Origin of the sequence: Stenotrophomonas sp. (genome assembly GCF_036662295.1) — a bacterium.
Taxonomy (GTDB): domain Bacteria; phylum Pseudomonadota; class Gammaproteobacteria; order Xanthomonadales; family Xanthomonadaceae; genus Stenotrophomonas.
The window spans coordinates 1-20,303 of record NZ_JAVWXA010000053.1; the positions used below are offsets into that span (position 1 = coordinate 1).

At 69.6% G+C, this 20,303-nt stretch carries 19 protein-coding genes and 1 pseudogene; 8 read left to right on the forward strand and 12 right to left on the reverse strand.

Going from position 1 to position 20,303, the window contains the following annotated elements; translation table 11 throughout:
* The 4 genes and pseudogenes from RSA25_RS11705 to RSA25_RS11720 form a co-directional block, all read right to left on the reverse strand.
* A pseudogene (locus RSA25_RS11705) lies at positions 1-153 on the reverse strand (acireductone dioxygenase); the annotation flags it as partial.
* 89 nt (positions 154-242) lie between these two features.
* The gene (locus RSA25_RS11710; protein ID WP_332809053.1) at positions 243-884 is read right to left on the reverse strand and encodes a methylthioribulose 1-phosphate dehydratase; all 642 of its coding nucleotides are present in this window, start codon (positions 882-884) and stop codon (positions 243-245) included.
* 227 nt (positions 885-1,111) lie between these two features.
* Positions 1,112-2,548: an amino acid permease gene (locus tag RSA25_RS11715; protein ID WP_332809054.1), complete on the reverse strand. Its 1,437-nt coding sequence runs from the start codon at positions 2,546-2,548 to the stop codon at positions 1,112-1,114.
* A 66-nt stretch (positions 2,549-2,614) separates the two neighbouring features.
* Positions 2,615-4,093, reverse strand: a complete 1,479-nt coding sequence (locus tag RSA25_RS11720) for an amino acid permease (protein ID WP_332809055.1) — start codon at positions 4,091-4,093, stop codon at positions 2,615-2,617.
* A 184-nt stretch (positions 4,094-4,277) separates the two neighbouring features.
* Here RSA25_RS11720 and RSA25_RS11725 point away from each other — a divergent pair, with 184 nt between their 5' ends.
* The gene (locus RSA25_RS11725) at positions 4,278-4,859 is read left to right on the forward strand and encodes an NUDIX hydrolase (protein WP_332809056.1); all 582 of its coding nucleotides are present in this window, start codon (positions 4,278-4,280) and stop codon (positions 4,857-4,859) included.
* A 74-nt stretch (positions 4,860-4,933) separates the two neighbouring features.
* Here RSA25_RS11725 and serA read toward each other — a convergent pair whose 3' ends face one another.
* Positions 4,934-6,175 carry a phosphoglycerate dehydrogenase gene (serA, locus tag RSA25_RS11730; RefSeq protein ID WP_332809057.1) on the reverse strand — a complete coding sequence of 414 codons (1,242 nt, stop codon included), beginning with the start codon at positions 6,173-6,175 and terminating at the stop codon, positions 4,934-4,936.
* 186 nt (positions 6,176-6,361) lie between these two features.
* Here serA and RSA25_RS11735 point away from each other — a divergent pair, with 186 nt between their 5' ends.
* The 4 genes from RSA25_RS11735 to RSA25_RS11750 all read left to right on the forward strand — a co-directional run bounded on the left by RSA25_RS11735 (position 6,362) and on the right by RSA25_RS11750 (position 10,797).
* Positions 6,362-7,750 carry an FAD-binding oxidoreductase gene (locus tag RSA25_RS11735; protein ID WP_332809058.1) on the forward strand — a complete coding sequence of 463 codons (1,389 nt, stop codon included), beginning with the start codon at positions 6,362-6,364 and terminating at the stop codon, positions 7,748-7,750.
* A gap of 58 nt (positions 7,751-7,808) precedes the next feature.
* Positions 7,809-8,108, forward strand: a complete 300-nt coding sequence (locus RSA25_RS11740) for a DUF2388 domain-containing protein (RefSeq protein ID WP_332809059.1) — start codon at positions 7,809-7,811, stop codon at positions 8,106-8,108.
* 53 nt (positions 8,109-8,161) lie between these two features.
* Positions 8,162-9,919 (forward strand): DUF4105 domain-containing protein, encoded by a 1,758-nt coding sequence (locus RSA25_RS11745; protein ID WP_332809060.1) that lies wholly within the window; start codon positions 8,162-8,164, stop codon positions 9,917-9,919.
* Positions 9,920-10,065: 146 nt separating this feature from the next.
* A complete protein-coding gene (locus RSA25_RS11750; RefSeq protein ID WP_332809061.1) occupies positions 10,066-10,797 on the forward strand; it encodes an MliC family protein in 732 nt (243 codons plus the stop codon).
* A 12-nt stretch (positions 10,798-10,809) separates the two neighbouring features.
* On the opposite strand, the gene RSA25_RS11755 is transcribed toward RSA25_RS11750, so the two are convergent.
* The 7 genes from RSA25_RS11755 to RSA25_RS11785 all read right to left on the reverse strand — a co-directional run bounded on the left by RSA25_RS11755 (position 10,810) and on the right by RSA25_RS11785 (position 17,672).
* Positions 10,810-11,364, reverse strand: coding sequence for a hypothetical protein (locus RSA25_RS11755; RefSeq protein WP_332809076.1), 555 nt, complete (start codon positions 11,362-11,364; stop codon positions 10,810-10,812).
* On the reverse strand, positions 11,354-11,920 hold the full coding sequence (gene yeiP / locus RSA25_RS11760) for an elongation factor P-like protein YeiP (protein ID WP_332809062.1): 567 nt from the start codon (positions 11,918-11,920) through the stop codon (positions 11,354-11,356). Before yeiP ends, RSA25_RS11755 begins: the two co-directional genes overlap by 11 nt.
* 69 nt (positions 11,921-11,989) lie before the next feature.
* Positions 11,990-12,760: an SDR family NAD(P)-dependent oxidoreductase gene (locus tag RSA25_RS11765; RefSeq protein WP_332809063.1), complete on the reverse strand. Its 771-nt coding sequence runs from the start codon at positions 12,758-12,760 to the stop codon at positions 11,990-11,992.
* 76 nt (positions 12,761-12,836) lie between these two features.
* Positions 12,837-15,404, reverse strand: coding sequence for an EAL domain-containing protein (locus RSA25_RS11770; RefSeq protein ID WP_332809064.1), 2,568 nt, complete (start codon positions 15,402-15,404; stop codon positions 12,837-12,839).
* Positions 15,401-16,297, reverse strand: a complete 897-nt coding sequence (locus RSA25_RS11775; RefSeq protein WP_332809065.1) for a hydroxymethylglutaryl-CoA lyase — start codon at positions 16,295-16,297, stop codon at positions 15,401-15,403. The genes RSA25_RS11770 and RSA25_RS11775 overlap by 4 nt, the downstream gene beginning before the upstream one ends.
* Positions 16,298-16,486: 189 nt before the next feature.
* Positions 16,487-16,873 carry a VOC family protein gene (locus RSA25_RS11780; RefSeq protein ID WP_332809066.1) on the reverse strand — a complete coding sequence of 129 codons (387 nt, stop codon included), beginning with the start codon at positions 16,871-16,873 and terminating at the stop codon, positions 16,487-16,489.
* A 10-nt stretch (positions 16,874-16,883) separates the two neighbouring features.
* Entirely contained in the window at positions 16,884-17,672 is a 789-nt protein-coding gene (locus RSA25_RS11785) for an enoyl-CoA hydratase-related protein (RefSeq protein WP_332809067.1), read from the reverse strand.
* Between the two features lie 118 nt (positions 17,673-17,790).
* Here RSA25_RS11785 and RSA25_RS11790 point away from each other — a divergent pair, with 118 nt between their 5' ends.
* The 3 genes from RSA25_RS11790 to RSA25_RS11800 are packed head-to-tail and all read left to right on the forward strand — an operon-like array spanning position 17,791 to position 20,152.
* Positions 17,791-18,045 (forward strand): FeoA family protein, encoded by a 255-nt coding sequence (locus tag RSA25_RS11790; protein WP_332809068.1) that lies wholly within the window; start codon positions 17,791-17,793, stop codon positions 18,043-18,045.
* Positions 18,042-19,898, forward strand: a complete 1,857-nt coding sequence (gene feoB, locus RSA25_RS11795; protein ID WP_332809069.1) for a ferrous iron transport protein B — start codon at positions 18,042-18,044, stop codon at positions 19,896-19,898. The genes RSA25_RS11790 and feoB overlap by 4 nt, the downstream gene beginning before the upstream one ends.
* Entirely contained in the window at positions 19,898-20,152 is a 255-nt protein-coding gene (locus RSA25_RS11800; protein WP_332809070.1) for a DUF6587 family protein, read from the forward strand. Before feoB ends, RSA25_RS11800 begins: the two co-directional genes overlap by 1 nt.
* The last annotated feature ends 151 nt before the right edge of the window (positions 20,153-20,303 follow it).

Here is a 20,303-nt window from a genome sequence, read left to right on the forward strand (position 1 = left end):
CTGGCTGGCGCCCGGGGCGACCGGCTGGCTGGCCTGCCAGCGCTCGAAGGTGACGCCGATCCGCTGCAGTTCGGCAGCGATCAGCGCGCCGTCCTGGGAGTCCAGCAACGGGGCGTCGGGGGCGGTGTCGTTGTAGATGCGCAGTCGGCTCATGGCGGCAGCTTGGACGTCGGGGGGACGGGTAGGGTAGCAGCGTGGCGCGGCGGGGTCAGATTTCCATCGGCCATGTGAGCGCTCCGGATTCAGCCTCGCAGGCGGCGCAGTTCCAGTTCACAGTGGAACAGGAACTCGAACGCCTCCAGGTGGCGGCGTGCTTCGGCCATGTCGCGGCCCCAGGCATACAGGCCGTGGCCGTCGATGAGGTAGCCCCACAGGCACTGCTGGTCCAGCAGCGCGTCCACCTGCGCCGACAGCACGTCCATGTCCTGGGTGTTGGCAAACACCGGCACGTCGATGGCCATTTCGTGGGTGCTGTTGCCGTGGAAGGCCTTGAGCAGCTCGTAGCCCTCCAGGCGGACATGGCCCTGCGGCGCATACAGGCGCGAGGCGACGGTCTGCACCGGCGAATGGGTGTGCAGCACGCAGCCGATTTCCGGGAAACGGCGGTACAGCTGGGTGTGCAGCAGGGTCTCGGCGGACGGACGCAGTGGGCGGCCGACGGCCTTGCCGTCGAAGTCCACCACCATGATGTCGTCCTCCACCAGCCGCCCCTTGTCCTTGCCGGACACGGTGATCGCGGCGTGGCGGTTATCCAGGCGGTGGGAGAAGTTGCTGCTGGTCGCCGGCGTCCACCCGGCCTGGGCCAGCTCGCGGACGTTGTCGATCAGCACCTGGGCCAGGTCGCTCAGGCGGGCGGAGTCGTAGGGGTAGGAGGGGGCGTTCATGCGGCCATTTTACGGCGCGCCGCCGGGTTTGGCGCGCCCGCCGTGCGGCGGGCCTCTCATGAACCCGGACACGCCCTCGGTCGTGCCGGCCGTTGGCCGGGGTTTCATGAACCGCCGAGGTGTGCGTGCTGCCGGCCAGCGGCCGGCACGACCGGGGTTCGTGGATCTGCCGGGTGTGCGTGCTGCCGGCCAGCGGCCGGCACTACCCCTAGCGGCCGGCACTACCTCTATCGGCCGCCGCCAGCGCGCAGGCGGCTGTGCCGGTAGCCGTAGCCGAAGTAGATCGCAAAGCCGACCGCGGTCCAGATGCCCATCAGCATCCAGTTGTGCGCGGTCATCGCCGTCAGCAGCGCGATGCAGCTGAGCACGCCCAGGGTGCAGATCAGCCAGGCCATCGGCATGCGGAACGGGCGCGGCAGGTCCGGCTGGGTGCGGCGCAGGATCAGCACCCCGGCGCACACGGCGGCGAAGGCGATCAGCGTGCCCATCGAGGTCAGCTCGCCCAGGATGTCCAGCGGGAACAACGCGGCCAGCAGGGCGATGCCGATGCCGGTGATGACCGTGTTGATGTGCGGGGTGCGGTACTTGGGATGGATCTTGGTGAACACCGGCGGCAGCAGTCCGTCGCGGCCCATGATCATGAAGATGCGCGGCTGCCCGATGATCATCACCAGCACCACCGAGGACAGGCCGATCAGCGCGCCGATTTCCACGATGATGCGCAGCCAGCCCAGTTGCGGGTGCGCCGCCACGGCGGTGACCACCGGTTCGTCGGTGCCCAGCAGCGTGTACGGCACCAGCCCGGTCATCACCGCGGCCATGGCGATGTACAGCACCGTGCAGATCACCAGCGACAGCAGCATGCCGATGGGCATGTCACGCTGGGGCTTGTGCGATTCCTGCGCGGCCACCGACACCGCCTCGAAGCCGATGTAGGCGAAGAACACCATTGCCGCGCCACGCAGCACGCCTTCCATGCCGTACTTGCCGGGTCCCTCGTTGGCGGGGATGAACGGGGTCCAGTTGGCGGTGTCCACATATTTCCAGCCGGCCACGATCACCAGGATGATCAGCCCGGTCTTGAGCACCACCATGGCCATGTTCATCGCCGAGGACTTGCTGATGCCCACGTAGCACAGCCAGGTGAGCAGCAGCACCAGCACCGCGGCGGGCAGGTTGGCGATCGCCCCGGTCGGGCGCAGCTGTGCGTCCAGCGGCGCGCTGACCAGTGCCGCCGGCAGGTGGATGTCGAAATGGCTGAGCAGGCTGAGGAAATAGCCGGTCCAGCTCACCGCCACGGCCGAGGCCGAGACGCCGTATTCGAGCACCAGCATCCAGCCGATGAACCAGGCCGACAGCTCGCCGAAGGTGGCGTAGGTATAGGTATAGGCGCTGCCGGACACCGGCACCATCGCCGCGAATTCGGCATAGGCCATCGCGCAGAACGCGCAGCAGATGGCGGCCAGCACGAAGGACAGCATGATCGCCGGGCCGGCATGGTTGGCCGCGGCCTGGCCGGTGATGACGAAGATGCCGCCGCCGATCACCGCGCCGATGCCCAGGGCGGTCAGGCCCCACGGGCCCAGCGTGCGGCGCAGGCTCAGGCCGTTGGCGTCTTCATGGGCGGCGTGCGGGTGCTTGGTGGCCCACAGTTGCTTGAACATGGTGTGGTTTCTTGTCGATAAGGCGTATGTGGAACGGGCCGGCCAACCGGCCGGCCCGTCGGTGCATCAGGGCGAGGGCTTGTTGAGCTTGCTGTGGCGCATGCCGTAGCCGAAATAGATCAGCAGGCCCAGCACGGTCCAGCCCACGAACAGGTGCCAATGCACCACGAACGCCTGCCAGAACAGGAACAGGCACGACAGCGCGCCCAGTGGGCAGATCACCCACACCAGCGGCACGCGGAACGGGCGCGGCAGCTCCGGGCGGGTGTAGCGCAGGATCAGCACGCCCACGCAGACCGTGGCGAAGGCCAGCAGGGTGCCCATCGACACCAGCTCGCCCAGCACGTTCAGCGGCACCATGCCGGCCAGCGCGGCGGCGATCACGCCCACCACGATCGTGGCCCAGTACGGGGTGCGGAAGCGCGCGTGGACCTTGCCGAACACCTTGGGCAGCAGGCCGTCGCGGGAGATCGTGTAGGCGATGCGGGTCTGGCCCATCATCATCACCAGCACCACCGAGGACAGGCCGGCGATGGCGCCGATTTCCACGGCGGTCTTCAGCCAGGACAGGCTCGGGTAGGCCTCCAGTGCGGTGGCCACCGGCTTGTCGGTGCCCAGCAGGTGGTAGGGCAGCATGCCGGTCAGCACGGCGCAGACGATGATGTAGACGATGGTGCAGACCGCCAGCGAGCCGAGCAGGCCGATCGGCATGTTGCGCTGCGGGTCCTTGGTTTCACCGGCCGCGGTGGAGACCGCGTCGAAGCCGATGTAGGCGAAGAACACGATGGTGGCCGCGCGGAACACGCCGCTCCAGCCGAACTCGCCGGACACGCCGGTGTTCTCGGGGATGAAGGGATGCCAGTTGGCCGGGTCCACGTGCGCCGCGCCGATGCCGACGAACAGGCAGATCACGAAGACCTTGATCGCCACGATGATCGCATTGACGAACGCGGACTGGGTCACGCCCACGTACAGCAGGCCGGTCACCGCCGCCACGATCAGTACCGCCGGCAGGTTGAACAGCTTGCCCGAGGCGGCGAACTGATGGCCGTCCCAGGCGATCGGTGCGGCACTGAGCGCATCGGGGAAGGGCATGTGCAGCGTGGTGGTGATGAAACTGATCAGGTACGCCGACCAACCCACCGCGACCGAGGCCGAGGCGAACAGGTATTCCAGCACCAGGCACCAGCCGATGAACCAGGCCATGCCTTCGCCGAGGGTGGCATAGGAGTAGGAGTAGGCGCTGCCGGAGACCGGCATCATCGCCGCGAATTCGGCGTAGCACAGGCCGGCCAGTGCGCAGGCGATGCCGGCGAACACGAAGGACAGCATCACCGCCGGCCCCGCATGGTTGGCCGCGGCCTGGCCGGTAAGCACGAAAATGCCGGCGCCGATCACTGCGCCGATGCCAAGCATGATGAGGTGTTTGGCTGTGAGGGTCCGTTTCAGTGTGGCTTCGCCGTCCAGGCTGCCTTCGATGGGCTCGCCGGCATCGACGTGCCCGGCGGGTTCGACCGGTTTGACCCTCAACAGAGACTTCAGCATGCAGTGCTTCCCTAAATGGACAAAGGTGAGGCACGCGGTACATTGCCGCGCGCCCTGATGGCAACTGGGCGCCCCTGCGGAGCGGGGCCCGCTGTACCTTAGCCAAAGCTGAAGCCTGCGCACAAGCACAAATGCAGCATGAGCCGGCGATAATCGACAAATTCCGCCCGAACCCCCCGCTGCCATGCAGATGAACCCTGAATCCATTGTCGTTACTGATGCCCAACTGCGCGCGCAACTGGCCGACCATGCGCACCGCCACCCGGCCCACGCCGCGCTGGCTGACGAATTCAGCATACTTTTGGACGATCCGGAAAACCCCTTCCGGCGCGAGCGCCTGGCCGGCCATTTCACCGGCAGCGCCTGGCTGGTCAGCGCCGACGGGCAGCGCGTGCTGCTCACCCATCACCGCAAGCTGGGCCGCTGGCTGCAGCTGGGCGGCCACGCCGATGGCGACCGCGACCTGGCCCGGGTGGCGCTGAAGGAAGCCGAGGAGGAATCGGGGCTGACCGGTCTGGTGCTGGAGGAGGAAGCACTGTTCGACATCGACAAGCACTGGATCCCCGAGCGCCCGGACGTGCCCGGCCACTGGCACTACGATGCCCGCTACGTGGTGCGTGCGCTGGGCAGCGAGCAGTTCGCGATCAGCGAGGAATCGCTGGCGCTGGCCTGGCGCGAGATCACCGACGTGGCCGCAGCACTCATCGAGACCCCGGACGGCGACGATTCGCTGCCGCGCATGGCCAAAAGGTGGCTGGCGCGGTAGACCGGCGTATCGACCGACGGTCGATACCTAGCGGGCAGGGGACGGCCGTGGGTCGTCCCGCCGCCCATTGCGGATCAATACAACACGCGCGTGCGCAACGTGCCGGCGATGGCGGCCAGCTCATCACGCACCGCGCCGGCCTGGGCCTCGCTGGCGGTGATGTCGATCACCACGTAGCCGACCTTCGCATCGGTGCGCAGGAACTGGCCGTCGATGTTGACGTTATGGCGTGAGAAGATCTCGTTGACCTTGGACAGCACGCCCGGCACGTTCTGGTGGATGTGCAGCAGGCGCAGGCTGTCCTCGTGCTCGGGCAGGGTGACTTCGGGGAAGTTGACCGCCGACAGGGTGCTGCCGTTGTCGCTGTAACGCACCAGCTTGGCGGCCACTTCCACGCCGATGTTGTCCTGCGCTTCCAGCGTGCTGCCGCCCACGTGCGGGGTCAGGATCACGTTGTCGTGCGCGGTCAGCGGCGAGACGAACGCATCGCCATTGCCCTTGGGTTCCACCGGGAACACGTCCAGCGCCGCGCCGCCGATATGCCCGGCGTGCAGGGCCGCATCCAGGGCGTCGATGTCCACCACGGTGCCGCGCGCGGCGTTGATCAGGTGGGCGCCCGGGCGCATCCGCGCCAGCTCGGCCGCACCGATCATCCACTGCGTGGCCGGTGTCTCGGGCACGTGCACGGTCACGATGTCGGCCCGCGCCAGCAGGTCGTCCAGGCTGATCGCCGCGCGTGCATTGCCCAGCGACAACTTGGTTTCCACGTCGTGGAAGATCACCTGCATGCCCATCGCCTCGGCCATCACGCCCACCTGGGTGCCGATGTGGCCATAGCCGATGATGCCCAGCGTCTTGCCGCGCACTTCGTGGCTGCCGGTGGCCGACTTGGACCAGCCGCCGCGATGGCATTCGGCATTCTTCTGCGGGATGCCGCGGGTGAGCATGATCGCTTCGGCGATGACCAGCTCGGCCACGCTGCGGGTGTTGGAGTAGGGCGCGTTGAACACCGGGATGCCGGCCAGTTCGGCCGCGTCCAGGTCCACCTGGTTGGTGCCGATGCAGAAGCAGCCCACCGCCATCAGCCGCTTGGCGTGAGCCAGCACCTCAGCGCTGAGCTGGGTGCGCGAGCGGATGCCCACGATGTGCGCCTCGGCGATGCGGGCCTTCAACTCGTCTTCGGGCAGCGCCTTGCTGTGCAGCTCGATCTGCGAATAGCCGGCGGCGGTGAAGACGTCGATCGCGGTCTGGCTCACCCCCTCCAGCAACAGCACGCGGATATCCTGCTTCGGGAACGAGGTCTTCTTCGGCGACATGGGCGGGCGTGGCGTGGTGGGCGGGAGCACCCAACTATGCCAGAACGGCCCGCCGATTGTGCAGTGCGCCAATGGCCTGCCAATGGTTTCAGATGCATCCGTTGACATCCCGGCTGCGCGGGGGCGCAGGCGGGCCGGCAGCGACGGTCTGCTACGCTTGGAGGTCCCTTGCCCCGTTGCGTTGCCATGACCGACCCGCGCCTTTCTTCGCTGTTGCAGGACTGCCCCGGGCTGCGGCTCAAGACCGAGCCGGACGACCTGGTGCATTACGGGCGCGACTGGACCCGGCGTTGGACCCCGGCCCCGCTGGCGATCGCCCTGCCGGGCAGCGTGGAGGAGGTGCAGGCGATCCTGCGCTGGGCCAGCGCGCAGCAGGTGGCGGTGGTGCCCTCCGGCGGCCGCACCGGCCTGTCCGGCGGCGCGGTGGCCGCGCACGGCGAGCTGGTGCTCAGCCTGGAGCGCATGAACAAGCCGCTGGCCTTCAACGCCGTGGACCGCACCCTCACCGTGCAGGCCGGCATGGCGCTGGAGGCGGTGCACAACGCCGCGCTCGAACACGGCCTGATCTACCCGGTGGATTTCGCCGCGCGCGGGTCCTGCTCGATCGGCGGCAACATCGCCACCAATGCCGGCGGCATCCGCGTGATCCGTTACGGCAACACCCGCGAGTGGGTGGCCGGGCTGAAGGTGGTGACCGCCAGCGGTGAGCTGCTGACGCTCAACAAGGGCCTGATCAAGAACTCCAGCGGCTACGATTTCCGCCAACTGCTGATCGCCTCCGAGGGCACCCTGGGCGTGATCGTGGAAGCCACGCTGCGGCTGACCGATCCGCCGCCGGCCAGCAACGTCATGCTGCTGGCGCTGCCCAGCTTTGAGGTGCTGATGCAGGTGTTTGCCGCGTTCCGCGAGCGGTTGCAGCTGCAGGCCTTCGAGTTCTTCACCGACCGCGCGCTCGAGCACGTGCTCGCCCATGGCGCGCAGGCGCCGTTCGCCGAGGTGCATCCGTTCTACGTGGTCACCGAGTTCGCCGCCGGCGACGAGGCGCAGGAAGCGGCCGCGATGGCCGCCTTCGAGGAATGCATGGCCCAGGGTTGGGTCAGCGACGGCGTGGTCAGCGCGAGCGAGGCGCAGGCCGCCCAGCTGTGGCGCCTGCGCGAGGGCATCACCGAAGCCGTGGCGCGCTACACGCCCTACAAGAACGATGTCTCGGTGCGGATCTCGGCGATGCCCGCGTTCATGGCCGAAACCCAGGCGCTGATCGGCCAGGCGTACCCGCATTTCGACGTGGTCTGGTTCGGCCACATCGGCGACGGCAACCTGCACATCAACGTGCTCAAGCCCGATGACACCGCCGCCGCGGACTTCCTCACCCAGTGCGAGCACGTGACCACGCTGCTGGCCCAGGTGCTGGCGCGCTTCGATGGCAGCATCTCGGCCGAACATGGCATCGGCCTGGTCAAGAAGGGCTACCTGGACAGCACCCGCAGCGCGCCGGAAATCGCCTTGATGAAGGCGGTCAAACGTGCGTTTGATCCCGAAGGACTGCTGAATCCCGGCAAGCTGTTCGACCCGTAGGCCGCGACAGGATTTCACGCAGGCGATACGCTCTGTGCTTTCCACCGCGAATGACACCATGACGATGCGTCCGATCCTGCTTCTTGCCGTGCTTGCCCTGCCGTTGCCGGTGCTGGCCTCCAGTTTTGCCGGTTCGTCGGCGGGGTCGGCCTCCGGTGCCTCCTCGGCCGGCTCGTCCAGCTCGGACGATGACAAGATCGTGCTCGATGCGCGCGAGGATGCGGCCGCCTTCGTGGCCAGCGACGGCGCCATCCGCGGCGCGCGCCTGGAAGCGGCGCTGCTGCACCTGCGCGAGCGTGACGCCGCCCAGCGCGATGCCAGCGACCTGGCCCTGGCCCGGACCCTGCTGGCCCGTTGATGCACGCGCGCCACCCGGCCCGCCGGTGGTGCTGGGCGGTCCTGGTGGCGTGGATGGCCGCGCCACTGGCCCACGCCGCCTCGCCGCTGCAACTGCAGGCCGACGGCCTGGATGCCAGGCAGCAGGCGGCGGCCCGCCGGGTGCTGGACGAAACACCCCTGCCGGCCAGTTGGCAGGCAAGGCTGGGCGAAGCGGTCAGCGTGCGCTGGAGCGCCACGTTGCCGGCCCAGGTGCATGGGCGGGCGCGCGGCGGCACCATCATCCTGCGCCGACAGCTGCTAGACGAGGTGCACCCCGACCAGCCGCTGTCGCGTGCGGTGCAGGCCGCGCTCATCCACGAGATTGCCCATGTGCTGGACCGTGGCCAGGCCGGTGGCTGGTCGCGCACGGCGCGCTGGCGCGACCTCAGCGGCTGGCAACAGCGGCCGTGGCGGCTGGGGCGCGGCGACAACGCGTTCCGCCAGCGCAGCCCCGACGACTACGAGCGCGCCAGCCCGGCCGAGTTCCTGGCCGTCAACGCCGAACACTTCCTGCTCGATCCCGACTATGCCTGCCGCCGCCCCGCACTGGCCGCGTGGTTCGGCACGACGATCGGGCCGCGCGCGGACGTCACCCCGCCATGCGATGCGCGCCTGCCGCTGGTGCAGGGCGAGGAGGCCAGCGGCGCGGCCTCCTTGCTGCAACTGGACCCGGCGCGCGTGTACGCGGTGGACTACCTGCTGGCCGAGGGCAACGACCAGCTGATGAGCCGCTGGGGCCACAGCATGCTGCGGCTGGTGATCTGCGCGCCCGGGCGGGCGCCGGGGCCGGCCTGCCGCCTGGACCTGGCGCACCATCGGGTGTTGTCTTTCCGCGCGTTCGTCGGTGACGTGCAGATTTCCAGCTGGCGCGGCCTGACCGGCGCCTATCCGTCGCGGCTGTTCGTGCTGCCGCTCAACCAGGTCATCAACGAATACACCCAGGTGGAACTACGCGGACTGTCCTCGGTGCCGCTGCGGCTGGCACCGGCGCAGATCGCCGGGCTGCTGGAACGGGTGGCGCAGGTGCATTGGAGCTACGACGGGCGCTACCGCTTCGTGAGCAACAACTGCGCGGTGGAGACCGGCAAACTGCTGCAGGAGGGCGTGCCGGGCTGGGCCAGCCCCGGCCTCAACCGGATCACCCCGCGTGGGCTGCTCAACCGGCTGCAGCGGCAGGGGCATGCCGATGGCGCGGTGCTGGACGACCGCGACCAGGCCCTGCGCCAGGGCTATTACTTCGCCTCCGCGCAGGACCACTACCAACAGCTGTTTGCGGTAGCGCGCGCCGAACTGGCGCTGGGCCCGGACCACGCCGAGGACTGGCTGCGCCTGCCGGCGGCGCGGCGCACGCCGTGGCTGGAGCAGGGGGGGCTGCGTGCCACCGCTGCCTTGCTGTTGCTGGAGCAGGCCGCGCGGCAGCGCGAGGAGCTGCGCGCACGCGATGTGCTCAAGCGCGCCCTGGGCGACCCGCGCGCGGGGGATGACGCGCGGGCGTCGCTGCTGGCCTTGCTGGGCGATGCTGGCCAGCTGGTCAGCCCCGCCGCGCTGGTGCCCGCCGGTGGCTACGGGCTGCCGCTGGGCAGCGAGCGCGAGGCGGCTGCCGCCGCCGCGACGCAGATCAGCGAACGCGCGGTGCCGGGCTGGGTGGCCTTGCAGCAGCAGCTGCGCGCACGCCTGCCGGCGGCCCAGCAGCAGGAACTGCGCATCACCGAAGCCAACGTGGCGACGTTGGGGCAGCGCCTGCGCGCGCTCGCCCAGGCCGACGCAGCGACCGCGCCGGCATCGCGCTGAAGCCAGCGGCGGCGCGGGGTATTGCGGGCCGCAAGGCGCAGGTGCAGGCGTGTGCGCGGCCGGGCAGAGTCAGTGCCGCTTCACCTCCTGCCCCGGGGCGCGGGCTAGGATGGTTGGCTGATTGCAACAACCGCAAGGAGTTCCACATGCGCGCTTCCCCCTGGCTGATGAGCCTGGCCATCGCGACCGGCCTGGGTGCCTGCCAACCGGCGCAGCCCGACGCCACCGTCGCCGCACCGGCCGCCCAGCAGACGCCCCCGGCACCCGTCGCGGCTGACGCCGACGAGCGCCGCTACCACTTCCAGTGCGGCGACCTCGCCGTGCAGGCCACCTATCACGGGCAGGACGCGGCCACGGTGGTGGTCGGCGAGCGCACGTTGGCGATGGTGCCGGCGGAAGCCGCCTCCGGCGCGAAGTATGCCGACGCGCAGGGCAACACGTTCTGGACCAAGGGCACCACCGACGGCACGCTGGCCTTGAAGGGCGAGCCGGAGCGCCGTTGCACCGGCACCGGCGAGGCGGGCCCAACCCCGATGCCGGCGGCCGATGCCGCCGTGACGGACGTGGGTTTCCGTGCCACCGGCAATGAGCCGGGCTGGCTGGCCGAGGTGGCCGCCGGCGCCACGCCGCAGCTGCGCGTGGAAACCGACTACGGGCAGCGCACGTTCGCCATCGACAACCCCACCCAGGGCAAGGACGGCTGGTCGGGCAAGGCCGCCGATGGCACCGAGGTCAAGCTGTCGTTCCAGCGCACCGTGTGCCAGGACGACATGAGCGGCAAGGCCTTCGGTACCACGGCGATGCTGACCGTGGGCGCGCGGCAGTACCACGGCTGTGGCGATTTTGCCGGTGCACCGGCGCTGGCCGCCAGGCCGTAACCCGGGAGTGGATCAGCGCACGTCCTGCGGACGGCAGTAGTCCGGGGCGACATCGGTGAACAGGTCATAGCGGTTGCCGAACCCGATCATGGCGTGACGGATCACGCAGTCGTCGTGGTGCGTTGCATAAAGTGCGGCGAAACGACGTTCGCGGTCGCTGCACACCTCATCCATCGCATCTTCCAGTTCCTTGCGCCGCTGCGCGTCGTAGGGCTCCTCGCCGGCAAAGTGCTGGCAGGTGTTCTCGCGCTCGATGAAGGCGCGCACGTCGGCAGGCATCGCGCAGTAGATGCGGTGATCGTCCGGGTCGCCGATCACCCCCGGCACGTCGCAGTCCACATTCACATCAGATTCCACGGGCGCCGTGCCCGTTGGGTTGCCGTCGCCACTGCCCGGGTCGGCAGGTGGCGGGGCGATGGCAGGCACTGTCGCGGTCACCGCATCCGGTGCCTGCTGCGCCGCCGGCGCCGCCGGCGCCGCCGCCTCCCCGCCGCCGTCCGCTGCCCGCGGCGAACACGCCGCGAGCAGGGTCAGGCAGGCCAGCAGCGCGACGCGCTTAGTCGGCACGGCCGGCAAACTCACCCGTGGTGGTGTTGACCAGCACGCGTTCGCCGTTGGCGATGTACTCGGGCACCATGATTTCGATGCCGGTGCTGAGCCTGGCCGGCTTGGGCCGCTTGGTGGCGGTGCCGCCCTTCATTTCCGGCGGGGTTTCCACCACTTCCAGCACCACGCTGGTCGGCAGCTGCACGCCCACCGGGGTTTCGTCGATGACCTGCACGTAGATGCCGGTCAGGCCGTCGGTGATGTAACCGGCGTCGTCGCCCAGCACGTCGGCATCGACCATGTACGGGGTGTAGTCCTCGTCATCCAGGAACACGAACGCGTCGCCGTCCTTGTAGGAATAGGTGGACTGCCGGCGCAGCAGTTCGACTTCGGGCAGGTTGTCGTCGGCATCGAAGCTGGCGTCCAGCTTGTTGCCGCCGGGCACGCTGTACATGATGAAGCGGAAGCGGACGTTGCCGCCGCGGCCCTGCGGCGAGCTGCGCTCGATGTCGCGGATCTGGTAGACGCCGTTGTTGTATTCGACGACGTTGCCTTTCTTGATGTCGTTGGCTTTCATGGACTGGAGGTCGGTTCGTGGGAGGTCGGGGCGCCAGACCGGGCGCCCGGCGGGATGCGGGGGTGGGTCTTACTTGGGCGCCAGGCGCACGGCACCGTCCAGGCGGATGGTTTCGCCGTTGAGGTAGGCATTGCCCAGGATGTGGCCGACCAGGCCGGCAAAATCTTCCGGCTTGCCCAGCCGCGGCGGGAACGGGATCGAGGCGGCCAGCGATTCCTGCACCGCCGGCGGCATGCCATCGACCATCGGCGTCCAGAAGATGCCCGGGGCGATGGTCATCACGCGGATGCCGAACCGCGACAGCTCGCGCGCCATCGGCAGGGTCATGCTGACCACGCCGCCCTTGGAGGCGGCATAGGCGGCCTGGCCGATCTGGCCTTCGTAGGCGGCCACGCTGGCGGTATTGATGATGACCCCGCGCTCGCCGTCCTCGCCCGGGGCGTTGTGCTGCATGCGGTTGGCCGCGGCCTTGGCCACGTTGAAACTGCCCACCAGGTTGACCATCACCGTGGCCTGGAAACTGGCCAGCGGCATCGGCGCTTCCTTGCCCAGCACGCGGCCGGCACCGAGGATGCCGGCGCAGCTGATGGCGGCGTTGAGCCCGCCCAGGAAGTCGTGCGCGGCATCGATCTGCGCGGCCACGGCGGCCTCGTCGCTCACGTTGGTGTTGAAGTAACGGGCGTTGCCCGGGCCGAGCGCGGCCACGGCTGCGGCGCCCTTGTCGTCATTGAGGTCGAACAGCGCGACCTTGGCGCCGTGGGCGACCAAGTACTGGGCCACGGACAGGCCGAGGCCGGAGACGCCACCGGTGATGACGGCACGGACAGAAGACAGCAGCATGGCGGGGTTCCGCAGGTTCAAGAACCGCCGATTCTAGCGGAAGCCGGCGCTGTCGCCGTTGTGCACTGCGCCCAGCTCAGCGCCGGTGCGACAGCCGCCGGGCAAATTCGTCGGCGGGCAGGCCCGGGGCGAACAGGAAGCCCTGGCCCACCGAGACGCCCAGCGACTGCAGGAAACGCCGCTGCGGCTCCGATTCGATGCCCTCGGCGACCAGGCCCAGGCCCAGGCTGCGCGCGATCCCGCAGACCGCCTCGCACACCGCCTCGTCGGAGCGGTTGCCGGGCACGCCTTCCACGAACAGCTGGCTCAGCTTGAGGCCGTGGATGGGCAGCCGGCGCAGGTAGTTGAGCGCGCTGTAGCCCTCGCCGAAATCATCGATGGTCAGCAGCACGCCCATCTCGCGCAGGCGCGCGAAGGTCTGCAGGGTGTCCGGCGCGTCCTCGATCAGCACCCGCTCGGTGAACTCCAGTTCCAGCGCGCTGCCGGGCAGGCCGAATTCGTCCAGCACCTGGCGCACGTTGCGGGCCAGGTCCTCGCCCACGAACTGGCGGTAGGACACGTTCACCGCCACCCGCACGATGCCCAGCCCGGCATCCTGCCACTCGCGCACCTGGCGGCACGCCTCGCGCAGCACCCACAGCCCGATCCGCACGATGTCCCCGGTGCTCTCGGCATGGCCGATGAAGATGTCCGGGCGCAGTTCGCCCAGCTGCGAGTTGCGCCAGCGGATCAGCGCCTCGGCCGCCACCATGCGCCCATCGTGCAGGTTCACCTGGGGCTGGTAGACCAGGTGGAACTCGTCATCGTCCAACGCGCGGTGCAGGCGGCTCTCGATCTGCAGGCGGTCATGCTGGCGCTGCGCCAGTTCCGGGGAGAACACCTGCCAGCCGTTGCGGGTGCGCCGCTTGCAGTCGTACATGGCGATGTCGGCGTTCTGGATCAGCTGCTGCGGGCGCAGGCCGTCCTGCGGGGCGCGCGCGATGCCGATGCTGGTGGTCACCGCGAACTCGTCGCTGCCGAAGCGGAACGGCGTGCTGAAGCCGCGCGTGATCGCTTCGGCCAGGCGCTCGGGCTGGTCGGCCTGGTCGCGGGTGTCGCACACCACCAGGAACTCGTCGCCGCCAAAGCGTGCCAGCAGCCCCTCGGTGCCGATCGCGGTGGCGATGCGGCGGGTGGCGTCGATCAGCAGCTCGTCGCCGGCATTGTGGCCGAGCAGGTCGTTGACGGTCTTGAAGCGGTCCAGGTCGATATACAGCACCGCCACCCGGCAATGGGTGGGGTTGGCCATGCGGGTGGACAGGTCGTTGAGCACCGCATCGCGGTTCATGATGCCGGTCAGCGGGTCGGTGCGCGCCTGGATGCGCAGGGTTTCCTCGGCCTGCTTGCGTGCGGTGATGTCCTGCACGGTGCCCGCGATGCGCGCGGCATCCACGTCGCCGGCCTCGGCCTCGCCGATCATGCGCACCCAGAACGAATGCCCGTCGCTGCGCTGGCCCTGCAGCTCCAGTTCGAACGGGGCCTGCTTGTCCACCACGTCCAGCAGCGCCTGTTGCAGTTGCAGGCGGTCGTCCACGCGCAGGCAGTCCAGCAGGTGGGCCATGTCATGCACGGGCGGCGTCTGGCCGAGGATGCGACTGGCCTCGTCGGTCAGGTACAGCCGTTGCAGGCCGCGATCCCATTCCCAGCCACCGATGTGCGCCAGCGACTGGGCGCGGTCGAACAGGGCGTTGGTGCGCTTGAGCTCGGTGATGTCGCTGAACATCCCGAAGACGTGGTCCGGGCAGTCGCGGCCGGTGCCGAACACCGGCACGTTGGTGGTGGAGATCCAGATCATCCGCCCGCGCGGCCGGTGGTACAGGCCCACGATGGTGCTGCGGATGATCCGCCCGGTGCGCAGGGACACCGCCGCCGGCCACTGGTCGCGGGTGAGCGGGTGGCCGTGTTCGTCCACGCAGATCCAGTCGTCGGGGGCCAGCATGGCCTGCAGGCTGCCACCGTTGCCGGCGGTGCCCAGGATGCGGTGCGCGGCCGGGTTGGCCGAGACCACGCGCAGGTGCGTGTCGAACAGGATCACGCCCTTGTCGATGGATTCCATCAGCAGCCGGTAACGCGACTCGGCCTGCCAGCGGCTGCTCAGGTCGCGCGCCACCGCCACGATGCAGTGGTCGCCCTGGTGCTCGAAACCGGCCGAATGCACTTCCACCGGGAAGCGGCTGCCGTCGCCGCGCATGTTGGTGACTTCGATGACGTAGGTTTCGCCCCGGCGCAGGGCCTCCCAGACCGGGTCGAGGTGGTCGCCGGGCAGGTCCGGGTTGAGCAGTTCGATCGGCTGCCCGACGATGTCTTCGCGCGGGCGGCCGTAGGCGCGCACGCCGGCCTGGTTGAGGTCCAGCACCACGCCGGTGTCGCTGAGGATGCTGACCGGGTCGGGCACGGCATCGAACAGGGCCGCGTAACGGCGCAGCGCCAGTTGCCGTTCGTCCATGGCTTCCTGCAGGGCCTGCTGCACGTCGCGCAGCAGGGTGCGCAGGTCGGCTTCCGGCGGCGGGTGCGCCAGCGCGCGATCCATGGCAGCCAGCGCATGGACGTGGGCGGTGAGGTGGTCACCGACCGCGACGTCCCGGCGCTGGCCGCGGCGGCTCATGTGGCCGCCAGCGCCTTGCCGGCCTTGCTGCCGGTCTCCCGGCCCAGGCGCGCGGCCAGCCAGCGGCCGGTCGTCGCCAGCGCGGGCAGGTCGATGCCGGTGCGCATGCCGATGCCGTGCAGCAGGTAGACAACGTCCTCGCTGGCCACGTTGCCGCTGGCGCCCTTGGCGTAGGGGCAGCCGCCGGCACCGGACACGGCCGAGTCGACCACGCGCACGCCTTCTTCCAGGCAGGCGTCGATGTTGGCCAGGGCTTGGCCGTAGGTGTCGTGGAAATGCACCGCCAGCGACGCCATCGGCAGCTCGCCGGCCACCGCGTGCAGCATCGCGCGCGCCTTGCGCGGGGTGCCCACGCCGATGGTGTCGCCCAGCGAAATTTCGTAACAGCCCATCGCGTGCAGTGCGCGCGCCACCCGCACCACCTCGCTCACCGCGACCTCGCCCTGGTAGGGGCAGCCGAGCACGGTGGAGACGTAGCCACGCACCTTCACGCCATCGGCCCTGGCCCGTTCGAGGATCGGTGCGAAACGGGCCAGCGATTCGTCGATGCCGGCGTTGGTGTTGGTGCGGTTGAAGGCCTCCGAGGCGGCGGTGAACACCGCCACTTCCTGCACGCCCACCGCGCGCGCACGGTCGTAGCCCTGTTCGTTGGGCACCAGCACCGGGTAGGCGATGCCCGGCTGCCGCGCGATGCCGGCATACACCTCGGCCGCATCGGCCAGCTGCGGCACCCAGCGCGGGCTGACGAAGCTGGTGGCTTCGATGGTGCGCAGGCCGGTCAGCGACAGCTGCCGGATCAGTTCGATCTTGTCGGCGGTGGCCACCGGCTGGGCTTCGTTCTGCAGCCCGTCGCGCGGGCCGACCTCGACGATGCGGACGAAGTCATCGGCCATGGCGGGCCTCCCGGCGGACGGGGTGGCGCACAGCAGGCTGCGGAAGGGAAAAAACTGGGGTCACAGGGGTACCTGGCAGGGAAGGGTGGCCCACGTTCCCCGGCGGGCCACGAAAGGGGGATACGCGGGATGGGCGGCAAAGCGGCCAGCCCGCGATGGCGATCGGTCGCCGGGGGCGACCCGTGGGCCTCAGCCCGGGCGGTGGCAGACCGCTTCGATGTTGTTGCCGTCCGGGTCGAGCACGAAGGCCCCGTAGTAATCGGGGTGGTAGTGCTCGCGGATGCCCGGGCCGCCGTTGTCGCGGCCGCCGGCTGCCAGTGCCGCGGCGTGGAAGGCGTCCACCTCGGCGCGGCTGCCGGTGCTGAAGGCCACGTGCACGCCGCCGTGGGCGCCGGGCGCATTGCCGATCCAGAAGTCCGGCTTGCCGGTGCGGCCGAAGCCGGCATGGGCGTAGGCGCCGGTCTGTTCGGCGCTGACCTGCATCACCACGGTGATGCCCAGCGGTGCCAGGGCGTGCTGGAAGAAGGCGAGGCTGCGGTTGAAATCGGCGCAGCGGATTCCGATGTGGTCGAGCATGGCAGTCTCCTCAGTCCTGGGTGACCCAATGCGGGGCGCGCTTGTCCAGGAAGGCGCCCAGGCCCTCCTGGCCCTCGGCCGACACCCGCAGCCGGGCGATCAGCGCGGCGTTGTCGCGGTCCAGCGCATCGCGGTCGCGGCCCACGCTGACCCGGCGCACCAGCTCCTTGGCCGAGGCCGAGGCGATCGGGCCGGCCTTGTCCAGCAGCCCCAGCTGGCGCTGCACCGCTTCGTCGATGCGCTCAGGCTCGATCAACTGGTGGACCAGGCCGATCCGCAGCGCGGTGTCGGCGTCGAAATGCTCGCCGGTCGCGAACCAGCGGCGGGCCTGACGGGTGCCGATGGCCTCGATCACATAGGGCGAAATCACCGCCGGGAGCAGGCCCAGCCGGCTTTCGGTCAGGCCGAAGCGGGCGGTGGTGCTGGCAATGGCGATATCGCAGCAGGCCACCAGGCCCACGCCGCCGCCGAACGCGGCCCCGTGCACGCGGGCGATGGTGGGCTTGGGCAGCTCGTCCAGGGTGCGCATCAGCTGGGCCAGGGCCAGCGAATCCTGACGGTTGGCCTCTTCGCTGGCCGCGGCCATGCCGCGCATCCACTGCATGCCCGCCCCGGCCGAGAACGTGGCGCCCTGCCCGCCCAGCACCCCCCCCCGGACCGGGTCGTCGCGGCCGGCCGCGGCCAGCGCCGCGGTGAGCTGGGCGATCAGGGCCGCATCGAAGGCGTTGTGCAGGGTGGGGCGGTTCAGCCACAGGGTCAGCACCGAGGCGCTGCGTTCTATCCTTAATGCATCACTCATGGGGGTCTGCGGTCAGTCCATACATGTACGGATCATAGCGGGCCAGTGGGCACCGGCAATGACGCGGCGCGGCGATGCTAGAATTGATAACCATTCCCGATTGGCAAGAAGGCGCTCCGTGACGTTGTCCGATCTGCCTCTGCACCGTTCCGCCCTGGTGGACTCGGTGCAGGAACTGCATGCAAACGATGCCATCGCCCGCCGGCTCAAGGAGCTGGGCTTCGTCAAGGGCGAAGACGTGCGCCTGGTCGCCCTCGGGCCGATCGGCGGCGAGCCGCTGCTGGTGCAGGTCGGCTTTACCCGGTTCGCCCTGCGTCGCAGCGAAGCCAAACGCGTGCTGCTGCAGGCCGCCCCGGCCGGAGCAGGCGCATGAACGCCGCCGCGACCCTGCGGGTGGCCCTGGTCGGCAACCCCAACAGCGGCAAGACCGCGCTGTTCAACCAGCTGACCGGCAGCCGCCAGAAGGTGGCCAATTACACCGGTGTCACCGTGGAGCGCAAGGAAGGCCGCCTGCGCGCGCCGTCGGGCCGTGAGTTCGCCGTGCTCGACCTGCCCGGCGCGTACAGCCTGCAGCCTGCCAGCCTGGACGAGGCCATCACCCGCGACCTGTGCCGGGGTTTCTACCCGGGCGAGGCCGCGCCGGACGTGCTGCTGTGCGTGATCGATGCCACCAACCTGCGCCTGCACCTGCGCTTCGCGCTGGAACTGCGCGAGCTGGGCAAGCCGATGATCGTGGCCTTGAACATGGTGGATGCGGCCGAGCGCCGCGGCATCAAGATCGACGTGCCCGCCCTGGAGCAGGCCCTGGGCGTGCCGGTGGTGGAAACCGTTGCAGTGCGCCGCAACGGCGCGCAGGCGCTGGTGGAGCGGCTCGATGCGATGGTGCCGCACCTGCAGGCGCCGGTGGCATTGCCGGCGGCCGATACCGACTACCACGTGCAGGTGCGCGCGATCCTGGCCGCGGCGGTGAGCATGCCCACCCGCACCGCCAAGGTCGACGACGCGCTGGACCGCTGGCTGCTGCACCCGGTGTATGGCCTGGTCACCCTGGTGGTGGTCATGTTCCTGATCTTCCAGGCGGTGTTCGCCTGGGCCACGCCGCTGATGGACGGTATCGAGGCCGGCTTCGGCTGGCTCGGCGAGACCGTCGGGGCGGTGTTGCCCGAGGGCCCGCTGACCAGCCTGCTGACCGACGGCATCATCGCCGGCGTGGGCGGGGTGGTGGTGTTCCTGCCGCAGATCCTGATCCTGTTCGCCTTCATCCTGGCACTGGAGGAGTCGGGCTATCTGCCGCGCGCGGCCTTCCTGCTGGATCGCATGATGGCCTCGGCCGGCCTGTCCGGGCGCTCGTTCATCCCGCTGCTGTCCAGTTTTGCCTGTGCGGTGCCGGGGATCATGGCCACGCGCAGCATCCAGGACCCGCGTGACCGCCTGGCCACGATCCTGGTGGCGCCGCTGATGACCTGTTCGGCACGGCTGCCGGTGTATGCGCTGCTGATCGGCGCGTTCATTCCGCAGAAGACCCTGTGGGGTTTTGTCAGCCAGCAGGGGCTGGTGCTGTTCGGCCTGTACGTGGCGGGCATCCTCAGTGCGCTGGCGATGTCCTGGGTGATGAAGAAGTGGCGCCGCGACAAGAGCGAGCATCCGCTGATGCTGGAGCTGCCGTCCTACCGCATCCCGCACCCGCGCGACCTGGCGGTGGGCCTGTACGAACGCGGCATGATCTTCCTCAAGCGGGTGGGCGGCATCATCCTGTCGCTGACCATCCTGCTGTGGGTGCTGTTGTCCTTCCCGGGGGCGCCGGCCAACGCCACCATGCCGGCCATCGATTACAGCTACGCCGGCCAGATCGGCCATGCCATGGCGGTGTTCTTCGCGCCGCTGGGCTTCAACTGGCAGATCTGCATCGCGCTGATCCCGGGCATGGGCGCGCGCGAAGTGGCGGTCTCCTCGCTGGCCACCATCTACGCGCTGTCCGCCGCCGATGACGATGCCGCCATCCAGGCCCTGACCCCCGTGGTCGCCCATGGCTGGTCGCTGGCCACGGGCCTGTCGCTGCTGGTGTGGTTCATCTACGCCCCGATGTGCATTTCCACGCTGGCCACGATCAAGCGCGAGACCAACTCGTGGAAGCAGGTCGGGTTCGCCACCGTGTACCTGTTCGCCGCGGCCTACATCGCCGCGCTGGTCACCTACCAGGTGACCGTGGCGCTGGGAGGCGGCTGATGGCCACCGGCCTGCTGCTGCAGTACGTTGTGGTGGCGCTGATCGTGCTGGCCAGCGCCTGGGTCGTGCTGAAGAAGCAGTTCCCCGGCGTGGTGCGCAAGGCGCGCGGTGTGCTGGCGCTGGCGCTGGTGAAGCCGCAGCGCGCGGCCTGGCTGCAGGCGCTGGGCCGCAAGGTGGCCCCGCCGGCCAGCGGCGGCGGCGGCGCGTGCGGCGGCTGCGACAGCTGCGGGCCCAGCACGCCGAAGCAGCACTGAGCCCGGGCGCCGCCAGCGCCAGGGTAGAGCCACCCCATGGGTGGCTGCTCTTCGTCCAGGTGTACGGGTAAAGCCCAGCCACGCATGGCGTGGCGCTACCCGCCGCCGACCAGGGTAGAGCCACCCCATGGGTGGCTGCTCTTCGTCCAGG